Genomic DNA, 11,966 nt, shown 5'->3' on the forward strand with positions numbered 1-11,966 from the left:
ACTGCTAATGGTAAAGAAACAACATTACCAGTCATTGACAAAGCAACATTTACTCGTGGAGCTAGGGTGAATGCTGTAACAGGCGAGGTGACTCATGATACAACTTGGATTGCCGAAGGAGAGAAATTTGAAAAAGTAATATCTCCAGTAGTACCTGGTTACATCCTAAAAGATACTAACCAAAAAGAAGTCGCTTCTGAAACAGTTGATCAAGATACTGAAGATAAAGCTATTGAAGTATTTTACAAGAAACTTGGTTCATGGGTGCCAAGAATCCCAGAAGGAGTAACACCTCCACCTGGAACTGATTTAACACCTAAACCATATCCAAATGATCCAACAGATCCAACGAGACCAGGAACTGATAAACCGAAAGTACCTACAATCCCAGGATATACACCGATGGCACCAACAGATCCAACAAAACCAGTGAGTCCAGAAAACCCACTGAAACCGTTAGATCCAGCTCCAAATGGTGGATATGAAGTACCGAATCTACCAACAGATCCATCTAAGGACATTCCAATTACCTATGTAAAAGACGGACAGAAAGTTATCGTGAACTTTGTGGATGATAAAGGAAATGTAGTAGCGCCGACTATTTTAGAATCTGGTAACTCAGGTGAGAAATTCACAAAAGCTGGATTAGTATCTTCAACAATTGAAGAGCTAAAAGCTAAAGGTTATACAGTAGCGTCAAGCACTTATCCAGAAGAAAAAGATAGAATTTTCGATAATGATAGTAATGTAGATCAAGTCTACACTGTCACAGTTAAACCAAATCCTGATACGCCTAAACAAAAAGCAGTAATCAAGTTTGTTGTCGTAGGTGAAGATGGAAAAGAAACTGAACTTGTAACGTCAAGAATTACTACTACTGGTATAACTGGACAAACAATTCCAACAAATGCTTTCAATGAAGAATTGAAGAAATTAACAGGTGATCCAATTAATAATGGTGATTATGAGTTGGTAGAAAATCCATTGAAAGATGGAGCAACATTTGACAAAGAAAAAGATGAAGAAGGAAAAGATCCATCACAAGTCTTTACTGTGAAATTACGTCAAATCTATGTTATTCCACCAACACCAAGAATTGTGGAACGTTCAGGTGGAAATACTGTAGAAGTTGAAGTTCCAAATAAAGATGCCGATACTTTATTTATCAAGTACACAGAAAAAGGTAAAACTTCAAATGATCCTAAGAAAGAAATCATCACGAAGAAAGATGAGACTGGTAAATGGAAAATTGACAAGAAACCAGAAGGTGTAGAAATATCTATAGATTCAGAAACAGGAGTTGTGTCAATTCCAAGTGAAAAAATTCAACCAAAAACATTGGTGGATACACAAACGAAACACAAGTACAAATTTAGTAAGGTTGTTTCAGTTATGCTGAATATTTCTGACGTGAAAGAATTTAAAGGGATTACAGTATGGATGGATGAGAGTGGCAACGTATTAAAACCACAAGAAGAAGGTATTCATACGAAAGAAGATATTAAAGGTTATGAATCAAAATTTGTCGGTTATGAATGGAAAGAAAGTGTTCTTGAGGGTAATAAGGTTACTCATATCTTCAAGAAAGTTTCTACCCCAACACCATATACTCCAGGAGAACCTACTCCAGAAAATCCAACTCCACAACCAAATCCAGAGTATCCAAGTGTTCCGACACCAAGTCCAGAACTACCGAACCAACCAGAACCAACTCCTGAACCTGAAACTCCAGTGAGTCCAGACCCAGAAGTTCCGACTTATGAGACAGGTAAGAGAGAGGAATTACCAAACACAGGTACAGAAGCTAATGCTGGCTTAGCTAGCGCTGGTATCATGACCTTGTTAGCTGGTCTAGGACTAGGCTTCTTCAAGAAAAAAGAAGATGAGAAATAAAAGATTTTGAAATCTAGGAAGAAGGGAAAGCTCACAATATGTGGGCTTTTCTATAGTGTATTGAATCTGAAACAGTACAGTGTAGTTGCTAGAGCATTTTTAGAAATTAATTTGCCTTTCCTAATCGATTTGTTCGTATGTTGTTTCAGTTTACTGTATAATTCATTTCCTTTCAAAATTAATGATTCTAGCAAATTTCTAAAAGATTTAAAAATTTTATAGCCTGTCAAGTTTTTTTCTTGACACCTGTCAGAAATCTGCTATAATAGAACATGTGCTAAATAGCTCAGCTATTTCACCGAAATAAAAAATAAGAAAAGAGACTTTAAAAATGGCAGTTAAAATCCGTTTGACTCGTATGGGTTCTAAGAAAAAACCTTTCTACCGTATCAACGTAGCAGATTCACGTTCACCACGTGACGGACGTTTCATCGAAACAGTTGGAACTTACAACCCACTTGTTGCTGAAAACCAAGTAACTTTGAAAGAAGACCGCGTTCTTGCATGGTTGGCTGATGGAGCTCAACCTTCAGATACAGTTCGCAACATCCTTTCAAAAGAAGGTGTATTGAAAAAATTCCACGATTCTAAATTCTCAAAATAAGTTTAAAGTAGGTTGACAGATGGATACGATTGAAAATCTCATTATTGCGATTGTGAAACCCTTAATTTCACAACCAGATGCCTTAACTATCAAGATTGAAGATACACCAGAATTTTTGGAATATCATTTGAATCTTGATCAAAGTGATGTGGGTCGTGTAATCGGTCGTAAGGGTCGCACTATTTCTGCGATAAGAACGATTGTCTACTCTGTCCCAACTGAATACAAAAAAGTAAGAATCGTTATTGACGAAAAATAAAAAGGGCGGGACGGAAGTCCAATGTCATTAAGTTAGTAAACTAACTATTTGAATAGGAGATAGGATTGAGGTCATCAAAGTGATTCTCTGTCCTATCTCCTATTTTTTTCGCTAAAAAAGGAACCAAAATGGTTCCCAAAACTATTATTAGTTACTTGCTCCAGATGTAGCGTCTGCGCCACCACCGTGGCCTCCAGCATCACCTGAATCAGAAGCTCCAGATGTAGCATCTGCTCCGCCATGTCCTCCAGCAGGAGCTGCAGCATTTCCACCAACTAGACGTTGACCAGTTGTATTGAGGTACCAGTCAAGCCATGGTTGGAAATTAAAGATGATTTCATTGATTCCAGCATATGAACCATCTGGATAGTACATTGCTTGGTAATTATGGGTATTAATAACGCCTTCTGGTGTTCCTGGAACAATTGTACGGACATATTCTTGGTCCCCATTACGCAATACGCCGACAACCCATTCAACATTTTTCATTCTAGAATCTGGCAATGAACCGTGTACAGTTCCTAAACGGTTTCCTGATTGAGCACGTACACGTTTACCAAACATTGTATTTGGATCTTGGTGTGCGTTATTAAAGTACAAGAATTGGTTATTATCATCTGCAAATGTCAACTCAAATGGCATTGCTTTCAAGAACATGTCAATTTGGTTAACGGTCAAGATACCATGGTCTAATTTAACGTAAGTATCTCCAGAAACAGCTCCAACAAGTTCAGCTGCTTTTTCTACCCATTCAGGATCATCTGGATCAACACCTTGAATGGTAGTTGCAATTGAATTTGTACAATATAAATCTTCTGGTGCAATTGGTTTTGGTTTTTTCAATTTTGAAACGACTCCCACATATTTTACAAAGTTGTCTAAACATGTTTCAAGGAAATTAACAGTTCCTTCATTTGTGATATTCCCATTAACATCAAAAGCTTCTTTGGCTTTACCAAGAAGGAATTCGTTACCTGGAAGCGTATAGGCATTAACACCTGGAGCGTCAAGAATCTTACGAAGGTGAACTTGGGCACGAGAAGTACCTTGGTCGTAGTAAGAAGCTCCCACAATCATGACTGGTTTGTTTTCAAATGGATGAACCTCGTATGAAAGCCATTCAAGAACAGATTTTAGGGAAGCTGAGATTGTGTGGTTGTGCTCAGGAGTAGCGATAATGACACCATCAGCACGAGTAATTCTGTTATACAAGAGACGCAATTGGAAGCTTTCGTCCCATTTTTCGTCTTGGTTAAACATTGGAACTTCATCAATTTCGAGGACTTCTAATTCAAATTTGAGTTTGAAGTGACGACGGATGAATTCCAAGAGTTTACGGTTATATGATTGATCGTAGTTTGATCCTACAAGTCCAACAAATTTCATTCTTTTTGGTCTCCTATCTTACAAATTTTCCCAGTCAAAGTCTTCAGCATCTTTGCGAAGTAGGGCTTGTGCGTTGCGCAATTTTTCTGTAATTTTTACAAAGATACGGAAGTCGTCAAAAGTGGCATCCAGTTTTTTAATAACATCAAGATCCACTAGATCTCCACTTGGGTTGAAGGCTTGAAGAGAATGTGAAAGCAAGAATTCATCAGGAAGGACACTTGCTTTGATTTCTGGAGCGTTTAAGATTTGGCGAAGTTGCATTTGAGCACGTGATGAACCGAGTGTACCGTAAGAAGCACCTGTAATCATGATTGGTTTATTCAAGAGTGGGTAAATACCATAAGACAACCAAGCAAGAGCGCTCATCAAAACAGCTGGGATAGAGTGGTCGTACTCAGGAGTACCGATAATAACGCCATCTGCCTCTTCGATTTTAGCAGCAATTTCCAATATTTCAGCAGGTACTTGCTTGTCAGCTGGCTTGTTAAAGACAGGGATATCCTTGATTTCAACAAGTTCAATTTCAGCTTTGTCAGCAAAGTGTTTTTGCATGTATTGAAGCAATTGACGGTTTGTAGAACGTTTTGAATTTGTTCCAACAATAGCAATAAGTTTTAACATGAGATTTCCTTTCTCTTTTTACATAATACAATTTTAAAATTCCATTGAAACAGTTGTCTCTATAGAGTAGGAATTCCTGAAGAACAGCTTAGGTGACCTTCCTTATCGATGAGGATGGCTTCGATGCCCTCCAAACTTTCGACTTGCCAGAGGATAGAAGCAGGTCTTTCTCCAAATAAACGAGTTGTCCAGATTTCACCATCGACTGACTTATCAGAGATAATTGTCAGACTAGCAAGTTCCGTTTCAACAGGATATCCTGTTTGACTGTCAAAAATATGATGGTAATCTTTTCCATCGACGGTCAGGTGACGTTCATAAATGCCTGAAGTCACGACAGATTTATTGACAACAGGGATGGTCATTAAGTGATTTCCCCTCGGATTGGCTGGGTCTTGAATCCCGATTTGCCAAGGTTGATTTCCTCTTGCCTGATTTTTTCCAATGGTCAGGATATTCCCTCCCAGATTGATCAGGGCAGAAGTCACTCCCTCCGCTCTCAGAAATTGGGCAACCTTATCTGCACTGTATCCTTTGGCTAAACAACCTAGATCGATCTTCATTCCTTTCTGTTTCAAGAACACAGTGGAAGCAGAAGAATCTAACTCGATATCATGAGGATTGATTAGAGGTAGCACCGATTCAATTTCTTGAGGCTGAGCAACCTTGGCATCTGAAAAACCAATGCGCCAGGTTTGAATCAAGGGACCAATGCTGATGTTGAGATGACTAGAGGGCGCTAGGCTATGCTCTAATCCAAGTGAAATCAATTCAAACAAATCAGGATGAACTTTGACTGGAGCTATTCCAGCTTGATAATTGATCTCCATCAACTCAGATTCTTGACTATTGGCATTGAAGCGGTATTCGAGCTCTTTGAGCAAGTCAAAGGATTTTTGGAGCAAGCTATCGGCTCGCTCATCTACTAATGAAATAGTGATAGTAGTCCCCATTAGCCGTTCGGAATGTGAACTAAGAGGCAATCTACCAACTCCTTTCTCTTATAGAAAATAAGTTGTAATATCAAATAATTATCTAAATTGAAGCCCTTACATTTTATTTTCATGTTATTAGAATACCATAAAGTTAGATTTTCTACAAATAAAATTTGGAAAAAGTCAAGAAATATGCTCATAAAATTCATGAGGCTTGCAAACAGGACAAATGGGGAATTATTTTTGATAAAAAATGCTGAAATAATAGTAAACCCCTTGTAAACGCTAACAGTAAATGGTATACTAGTAAGGTAAATTTAGAATGAAGGCAGGAAATTTTTTATGAGTAAAATCGTTGTAGTCGGTGCGAACCACGCTGGTACAGCATGTATCAATACCATGTTGGATAATTTTGGAAATGAGAACGAAATTGTTGTATTTGACCAAAACTCTAACATCTCTTTCCTAGGATGTGGAATGGCCCTTTGGATCGGTGAACAAATTGACGGTGCTGAAGGCTTGTTCTATTCTGATAAAGAAAAATTGGAAGCTAAAGGTGCTAAGGTTTATATGAATTCACCAGTTCTTTCAATCGACTATGATAACAAAGTAGTTACAGCGGAAGTTGAAGGAAAGGAGCACAAAGAATCATACGAAAAATTGATTTTCGCTACTGGTTCTACACCAATCTTGCCACCAATTGAAGGTATTGAAATTGTTAAAGGAAACCGCGAATTTAAAGCAACTCTTGAAAATGTACAATTCGTGAAATTGTACCAAAATGCTGAAGAAGTGATCAATAAACTTGCTGATAAGAGCCAACACCTTGACCGTATCGCCGTTGTTGGTGGTGGTTACATCGGTGTTGAACTTGCTGAAGCCTTTGAGCGTCTTGGAAAAGAAGTTGTCCTTGTTGATATCGTAGATACTGTCTTGAACGGTTACTATGACAAAGACTTCACACAAATGATGGCGAAGAACTTGGAAGACCACAACATCCGCTTGGCTCTTGGTCAAACTGTTAAAGCAATCGAAGGTGACGGTAAAGTTGAACGCTTGATTACTGATAAAGAAACTTTCGATGTGGATATGGTTATCCTTGCAGTTGGTTTCCGTCCAAACACAGCCCTTGCTGACGGTAAGATTGAACTCTTCCGTAACGGTGCCTTCCTTGTAGATAAGAAACAAGAAACTTCAATTCCAGGTGTATTTGCCGTTGGTGACTGTGCGACTGTTTATGACAACGCTCGTAAAGACACTAGCTACATCGCCCTTGCTTCAAATGCAGTTCGTACTGGTATCGTTGGTGCCTACAACGCTTGTGGACATGAATTGGAAGGAATCGGTGTTCAAGGTTCAAATGGTATCTCAATTTACGGTCTTCACATGGTTTCAACTGGTTTGACTCTTGAAAAAGCTAAAGCTGCTGGTTACAACGCAACTGAAACAGGCTTTAACGATCTTCAAAAACCAGAATTCATGAAACATGATAACCATGAAGTAGCGATTAAGATTGTCTTTGACAAAGACAGCCGTGAAATTCTTGGTGCCCAAATGGTCTCACACGATTCTGCAATCAGCATGGGAATCCATATGTTCTCTCTTGCGATTCAAGAGCATGTAACAATTGATAAATTGGCATTGACAGACCTCTTCTTCTTGCCACACTTCAACAAACCATACAATTACATCACAATGGCTGCACTTACAGCTGAAAAATAAAAATGAATGAGCTATCTGGCCTTAAGTTAAGGTCAGATAGTTTTTTAGTCAATTTGTACCCATACAATTGCGATTTTTTTATCTTGTGATTCATTCTGTTCTGAATTAAAATGAAAAGGTAGCTACCAATATAAATAATGAGGATAAAATAAATGACTGAAAATAGATATGAACTAAATAAAAACTTGGCACAGATGCTTAAGGGCGGTGTAATCATGGATGTTCAGAATCCTGAACAGGCCCGTATTGCAGAGGCGGCTGGTGCGGCTGCTGTTATGGCCTTGGAGCGGATTCCAGCTGATATTCGTGCAGCTGGAGGAGTTTCCCGCATGAGCGATCCAAAGATGATTAAGGAAATCCAAGAAGCGGTTAGTATTCCAGTAATGGCTAAGGTCAGAATCGGGCATTTTGTGGAAGCTCAGATTTTAGAGGCTATTGAGATTGACTATATCGATGAGAGTGAAGTTCTATCTCCAGCTGATGACCGTTTCCATGTGGATAAAAAAGAATTCCAAGTTCCTTTTGTTTGTGGGGCTAAGGATTTAGGTGAAGCCTTGCGTCGTATCGCTGAGGGTGCTTCTATGATTCGTACCAAAGGAGAACCAGGTACAGGAGATATCGTTCAAGCTGTTCGCCATATGCGTATGATGAATCAGGAAATTCGCCGTATTCAAAACCTACGTGAGGACGAACTTTATGTTGCTGCCAAGGACTTGCAAGTCCCTGTAGAATTGGTTCAATATGTCCATGAGCATGGAAAATTGCCAGTTGTAAACTTCGCAGCTGGAGGTGTTGCAACGCCAGCAGATGCTGCGCTGATGATGCAATTAGGGGCAGAGGGTGTCTTTGTCGGTTCAGGTATTTTCAAGTCAGGAGATCCTGTTAAACGAGCGAGCGCCATTGTTAAAGCTGTGACTAACTTCAGAAATCCTCAAATCCTAGCTCAAATCTCTGAAGATTTAGGAGAAGCCATGGTTGGTATCAATGAGAATGAAATCCAAATTCTCATGGCAGAGCGAGGAAAATAGATGAAAATCGGAATATTGGCCTTGCAAGGTGCCTTTGCAGAGCATGCAAAAGTACTAGAGCAATTAGGAGTCGAGAGTGTTGAAATCAGAAATTTAGAGGATTTTCAGCAAGATCAGACTGACTTGTCGGGTTTGATATTACCTGGAGGTGAGTCTACAACCATGGGCAAGCTCTTACGTGACCAGGACATGTTGATTCCCATTCGAGTAGCCATTCTTTCTGGACTACCAGTTTTTGGAACCTGTGCAGGCTTAATTTTGCTGGCTAAGGAAATTACTTCTCAGGACGAGAGTCATCTAGGAACTATGGATATGGTGGTCGAGCGCAATGCCTATGGGCGTCAATTAGGAAGTTTCTATACGGAAGCAGAATGTAAGGGAGTTGGCAAGATTCCAATGACCTTTATCCGTGGTCCGATTATTAGTAGTGTTGGAGAGGGTGTCGAAATTCTAGCAACAGTTGATAATCAAATCGTTGCAGCCCAAGAAAAAAATATGTTGGTAACTTCTTTTCATCCAGAATTGACTGATGATGTTCGCTTGCACCAGTACTTTATCGAAATGTGTAAAGAAAAAAGTTGAGACTGAATTTCTCAACTTTTTACATGTAATAAACAATAGCGATGTATTGGAGGGCAGATGCTGCTAGGATAAAGAGATGCCAAATCATGTGGAAATAAGGTTTTTTCTTGGCGTAAAATCCAGCTCCAACTGTATAACACAGTCCGCCAGTTACCATGAGACTCCAGAAAATGGGTGTCGTTTGACTGATAATGGCAGGAATGATAGCTAGAACCAACCAGCCCATAATCAGGTAAAGAGCTAGGCTAAATTTCTCATTGACCTTTTTAGCAAAGATCTTATAGAGAATACCAAAGATGGTCGTTCCCCACTGGACGGCAATAATCAGATAGCCAAACCAGTTATTCATCAAGGTCAAGACGACGGGCGTGTATGAGCCAGCAATGGCAACATAAATCATCGAATGATCAATGATTCGCAAGACATATTTGTGGGTCGAACCATAGGCCATAGAGTGATAAATGGTGGATGATAGGAACATGAGAAAGAGACTGATTACGAAAATGGAAACACCGATAGATGATAAAAATCCGTGTGTCTCATAACTATAGGTGGATGAAATAGGCAGTAAGATGAGCATGATGACTGCACCTACGGCATGGGTCACGCTATTAGCAATCTCCTCTCCAAAACTGAGTTGTTTGCTGAGCTTTAGGCTTGTATTCATTAGATTTCCTCCTCTTGAGTATGATGGATTAAGGCTAGAGTTTGATGATAGAGTTTAACGGTTTGGCAGCTACTTTGGATAATAGGGTTTGCTGGGTCAATTCCTTGGTTCATATAGTCCACAAAGGCATCGTAGAGTTGGTCTGAACTGGCTTGACTTTGGAGAGTATTAAGAGTCTGAGCGATTTCTTGAATTGAAAAGACAGATTTGAGGGTTGTGATAGCAATCAAACGGGCAATCTGTTGGCGTTGGTATTTTTTCTTGTCAGGCTTTGTCAGGTAACCATGTTTCACATAATTGTTGACCATGGATGCTGTTAGGCCCTTGTCTTTATCAGGAGAGATAGGGGCGCAGACCTGATTGACATAGAGCAAAACCTGGTCCAGATAGAGGTCAATGTTTGGAATTTCTGCCCATTTGGGGTAGGAAAAGGTAGTTTTCATTTTCAACTCCTTTTTATCTAGTTTTGATAACTAGATTATAAAATAATAAAAACAAATAGTCAAGTTTTAACTGCTTGTGAAAAGGCTTAAATTATGCTATGATGGGAGAAACTAGTCAGAAATGAGGAGAAAAGATGGAGATTCGTTTAGCTTTTCCAAATGAAGTAGATGCCATCATGCAGGTGATGGAGGATGCTAAAAAATGTTTAGCGGATGCTGGTAGTGACCAGTGGCAAAATGGCTATCCAAATACAGATGTTATTATCGATGACATTATCTCAGGTCAAGCCTATGTCGCCTTGGAAGAGGGAGAACTACTAGCCTATGTTGCTGTGACTAAGAGTCCAGAGGCAGCCTATGAAGCCATTTATGAAGGCAACTGGCAAGCTGAGGAGTCAGAGTACCTAGTCTTTCACCGTATTGCTGTGGCAGCAGATGTGCAGGGACAAGGAGTTGCTCAAACCTTCTTAGAGGGCTTGATTGAAGGTTTTGACTATCTTGATTTTCGTTCAGATACGCATGCTGAAAACAAGGCCATGCAGCATATTTTTGAAAAACTCGGATTTAAACAGGTTGGTAAGGTTCCAGTTGATGGCGAACGTTTGGCCTATCAAAAATTGAAGAAATAATGCAAAAGAAGTACGCAAAAATGCTCTATTCTTCGCCGATTGGCTCCCTTTCTCTCGTAGCTGATGATCATTATTTGTATGGAATTTGGGTTCAGGAGCAGAAGCATTTTGAGAGGGGACTAGGAGATGAGACGATAGAAGCAGATGTTAGTCATCCCATTTTAGACCCAGTTATTACTTGCTTAGATGCTTACTTTACAGGCAAGTCTCAGGATTTATCCAACTTGCCCTTGGCTCCAATCGGAACGGATTTTGAAAAGCGAGTTTGGTCCTATTTACAGGGAATTCCTTATGGTCAGACAGTGACCTATGGGCAAATAGCTCAAGACTTGCAAGTGGCTTCTGCCCAAGCGATTGGTGGAGCAGTGGGGCGCAATCCGTGGTCTATCCTAGTACCTTGTCATCGTGTGCTGGGAGCAGGCAAGCGTCTAACAGGTTATGCTGCAGGAGTGGAAAAGAAAGCATGGCTTCTGGAGCATGAAGGCGCAGATTTTAAAGATATAAAATAGAAAGTGAAACACATGTTAGAATTTATCGAATACCCAAAATGTTCAACTTGTAAAAAAGCAAAACAAGAATTAAACCAACTCGGTGTGGACTACAAAGCTGTTCATATCGTCGAAGAAACACCAAGTCAAGAAGTCATTTTAAACTGGTTAGAAACCTCAGGTTTCGAATTGAAGCAATTTTTCAACACCAGTGGAATCAAATACCGGGAACTAGGGCTGAAAGATAAGGTAGGAAGCCTGTCAAACCAAGAAGCAGCTGAATTGCTAGCAAGCGACGGTATGTTATTAAAACGTCCGATTTTAGTGGAGAATGGAACTGTTAAGCAAATCGGTTATCGAAAAGCTTACAAAGAATTGGGACTGAAATAGTTTTTACTTATCTCTTTGATAGATAAAATATATAACCTCCCTGTTTCAAAGTATGATAAACTAGTAGGTAGACAAAGTCTGTATCTGACCGTAGCAAATAATTTCATTGACGGCAGAAGTATGGTAGAATGAATCATTATCAGGAGAGGATGTTTTTATGAATGTTACAACGATTTTAGCATCAGATTGGTACCAAAACTTGATGCAATTGATTCCGGATGGCAAGCTGTTTAGTCTACGTTCGGTCTTTGATGGGATTCCAAGAATTGTCCAACAACTTCCAACAACGATTATGTTGACCATTGGTGGTGCTCTT

General features: G+C 39.6%; 14 protein-coding genes and 2 pseudogenes. 10 read left to right on the plus strand and 6 right to left on the minus strand.

Annotation, left to right across the window (positions count from 1 at the left end):
• The 4 genes and pseudogenes from SMIDD26_RS11375 to kphA form a co-directional block, all read left to right on the plus strand.
• Positions 1 to 1,584 (plus strand): annotated as a pseudogene (locus SMIDD26_RS11375) (mucin-binding protein); the annotation flags it as partial.
• A 6-nt stretch (positions 1,585 to 1,590) separates the two neighbouring features.
• Positions 1,591 to 1,893 (plus strand): annotated as a pseudogene (locus SMIDD26_RS13665) (LPXTG cell wall anchor domain-containing protein); the annotation flags it as partial.
• 331 nt (positions 1,894 to 2,224) lie between these two features.
• Positions 2,225 to 2,497: a 30S ribosomal protein S16 gene (gene rpsP / locus SMIDD26_RS02740; protein WP_000268760.1), complete on the plus strand. Its 273-nt coding sequence runs from the start codon at positions 2,225 to 2,227 to the stop codon at positions 2,495 to 2,497.
• Between the two features lie 19 nt (positions 2,498 to 2,516).
• Entirely contained in the window at positions 2,517 to 2,756 is a 240-nt protein-coding gene (gene kphA / locus SMIDD26_RS02745) for an RNA-binding protein KphA (RefSeq protein ID WP_000379621.1), read from the plus strand.
• A gap of 147 nt (positions 2,757 to 2,903) precedes the next feature.
• On the opposite strand, the gene SMIDD26_RS02750 is transcribed toward kphA, so the two are convergent.
• The 4 genes from SMIDD26_RS02750 to SMIDD26_RS11385 are packed head-to-tail and all read right to left on the minus strand — an operon-like array spanning position 2,904 to position 5,901.
• Positions 2,904 to 4,142, minus strand: a complete 1,239-nt coding sequence (locus SMIDD26_RS02750; RefSeq protein WP_061438832.1) for an NAD(P)H-dependent oxidoreductase — start codon at positions 4,140 to 4,142, stop codon at positions 2,904 to 2,906.
• 18 nt (positions 4,143 to 4,160) lie between these two features.
• The gene (locus tag SMIDD26_RS02755) at positions 4,161 to 4,766 is read right to left on the minus strand and encodes an NADPH-dependent FMN reductase (RefSeq protein WP_033677008.1); all 606 of its coding nucleotides are present in this window, start codon (positions 4,764 to 4,766) and stop codon (positions 4,161 to 4,163) included.
• A 59-nt stretch (positions 4,767 to 4,825) separates the two neighbouring features.
• The gene (locus tag SMIDD26_RS02760) at positions 4,826 to 5,749 is read right to left on the minus strand and encodes an FAD:protein FMN transferase (RefSeq protein WP_061438833.1); all 924 of its coding nucleotides are present in this window, start codon (positions 5,747 to 5,749) and stop codon (positions 4,826 to 4,828) included.
• Positions 5,719 to 5,901, minus strand: a complete 183-nt coding sequence (locus tag SMIDD26_RS11385; protein ID WP_134990144.1) for a hypothetical protein — start codon at positions 5,899 to 5,901, stop codon at positions 5,719 to 5,721. Before SMIDD26_RS11385 ends, SMIDD26_RS02760 begins: the two co-directional genes overlap by 31 nt.
• 142 nt (positions 5,902 to 6,043) lie before the next feature.
• Between SMIDD26_RS11385 and nox the strand changes: the two genes are divergently transcribed.
• The 3 genes from nox (at position 6,044) to pdxT (ending at position 9,033) form a co-directional block, all read left to right on the plus strand.
• Complete coding sequence (gene nox / locus SMIDD26_RS02765) at positions 6,044 to 7,423, plus strand: H2O-forming NADH oxidase (RefSeq protein ID WP_061438834.1); 1,380 nt, start codon at positions 6,044 to 6,046, stop codon at positions 7,421 to 7,423.
• 152 nt (positions 7,424 to 7,575) lie between these two features.
• A complete protein-coding gene (pdxS, locus tag SMIDD26_RS02770) occupies positions 7,576 to 8,451 on the plus strand; it encodes a pyridoxal 5'-phosphate synthase lyase subunit PdxS (RefSeq protein ID WP_000138517.1) in 876 nt (291 codons plus the stop codon).
• Positions 8,452 to 9,033 (plus strand): pyridoxal 5'-phosphate synthase glutaminase subunit PdxT, encoded by a 582-nt coding sequence (pdxT, locus tag SMIDD26_RS02775; protein WP_061438835.1) that lies wholly within the window; start codon positions 8,452 to 8,454, stop codon positions 9,031 to 9,033. It abuts the gene before it with no gap.
• 19 nt (positions 9,034 to 9,052) lie between these two features.
• On the opposite strand, the gene trhA is transcribed toward pdxT, so the two are convergent.
• The gene (trhA, locus tag SMIDD26_RS02780) at positions 9,053 to 9,700 is read right to left on the minus strand and encodes a PAQR family membrane homeostasis protein TrhA (RefSeq protein WP_001098002.1); all 648 of its coding nucleotides are present in this window, start codon (positions 9,698 to 9,700) and stop codon (positions 9,053 to 9,055) included.
• A complete protein-coding gene (locus SMIDD26_RS02785; RefSeq protein WP_061438836.1) occupies positions 9,700 to 10,143 on the minus strand; it encodes a DUF1836 domain-containing protein in 444 nt (147 codons plus the stop codon). The genes trhA and SMIDD26_RS02785 overlap by 1 nt, the downstream gene beginning before the upstream one ends.
• A gap of 134 nt (positions 10,144 to 10,277) precedes the next feature.
• Here SMIDD26_RS02785 and SMIDD26_RS02790 point away from each other — a divergent pair, with 134 nt between their 5' ends.
• The 3 genes from SMIDD26_RS02790 to SMIDD26_RS02800 are packed head-to-tail and all read left to right on the plus strand — an operon-like array spanning position 10,278 to position 11,650.
• The gene (locus tag SMIDD26_RS02790) at positions 10,278 to 10,772 is read left to right on the plus strand and encodes a GNAT family N-acetyltransferase (RefSeq protein WP_061438837.1); all 495 of its coding nucleotides are present in this window, start codon (positions 10,278 to 10,280) and stop codon (positions 10,770 to 10,772) included.
• Positions 10,772 to 11,281 carry a methylated-DNA--[protein]-cysteine S-methyltransferase gene (locus tag SMIDD26_RS02795; protein WP_061438838.1) on the plus strand — a complete coding sequence of 170 codons (510 nt, stop codon included), beginning with the start codon at positions 10,772 to 10,774 and terminating at the stop codon, positions 11,279 to 11,281. The genes SMIDD26_RS02790 and SMIDD26_RS02795 overlap by 1 nt, the downstream gene beginning before the upstream one ends.
• 12 nt (positions 11,282 to 11,293) lie before the next feature.
• Positions 11,294 to 11,650, plus strand: coding sequence for an arsenate reductase family protein (locus SMIDD26_RS02800; protein ID WP_061438839.1), 357 nt, complete (start codon positions 11,294 to 11,296; stop codon positions 11,648 to 11,650).
• Positions 11,651 to 11,966 lie beyond the last annotated feature (316 nt).

The sequence above is a fragment of the Streptococcus mitis genome, from assembly GCF_001579035.1.
Lineage (GTDB): Bacteria > Bacillota > Bacilli > Lactobacillales > Streptococcaceae > Streptococcus > Streptococcus mitis_J.

Bases quoted from the DNA above. Each gene is read 5' to 3' on its own strand.
- rpsP (WP_000268760.1), top strand. From the start codon at position 2,225: ATGGCAGTTAAAATCCGTTTGACTCGTATGGGTTCTAAGAAAAAACCT.
- kphA (WP_000379621.1), top strand. From the start codon at position 2,517: ATGGATACGATTGAAAATCTCATTATTGCGATTGTGAAACCCTTAATT.
- SMIDD26_RS02750 (WP_061438832.1), bottom strand. From the start codon at position 4,142: ATGAAATTTGTTGGACTTGTAGGATCAAACTACGATCAATCATATAAC.
- SMIDD26_RS02755 (WP_033677008.1), bottom strand. From the start codon at position 4,766: ATGTTAAAACTTATTGCTATTGTTGGAACAAATTCAAAACGTTCTACA.
- SMIDD26_RS11385 (WP_134990144.1), bottom strand. From the start codon at position 5,901: ATGAGCATATTTCTTGACTTTTTCCAAATTTTATTTGTAGAAAATCTA.
- nox (WP_061438834.1), top strand. From the start codon at position 6,044: ATGAGTAAAATCGTTGTAGTCGGTGCGAACCACGCTGGTACAGCATGT.
- pdxS (WP_000138517.1), top strand. From the start codon at position 7,576: ATGACTGAAAATAGATATGAACTAAATAAAAACTTGGCACAGATGCTT.
- pdxT (WP_061438835.1), top strand. From the start codon at position 8,452: ATGAAAATCGGAATATTGGCCTTGCAAGGTGCCTTTGCAGAGCATGCA.
- trhA (WP_001098002.1), bottom strand. From the start codon at position 9,700: ATGAATACAAGCCTAAAGCTCAGCAAACAACTCAGTTTTGGAGAGGAG.
- SMIDD26_RS02785 (WP_061438836.1), bottom strand. From the start codon at position 10,143: ATGAAAACTACCTTTTCCTACCCCAAATGGGCAGAAATTCCAAACATT.
- SMIDD26_RS02790 (WP_061438837.1), top strand. From the start codon at position 10,278: ATGGAGATTCGTTTAGCTTTTCCAAATGAAGTAGATGCCATCATGCAG.
- SMIDD26_RS02795 (WP_061438838.1), top strand. From the start codon at position 10,772: ATGCAAAAGAAGTACGCAAAAATGCTCTATTCTTCGCCGATTGGCTCC.
- SMIDD26_RS02800 (WP_061438839.1), top strand. From the start codon at position 11,294: ATGTTAGAATTTATCGAATACCCAAAATGTTCAACTTGTAAAAAAGCA.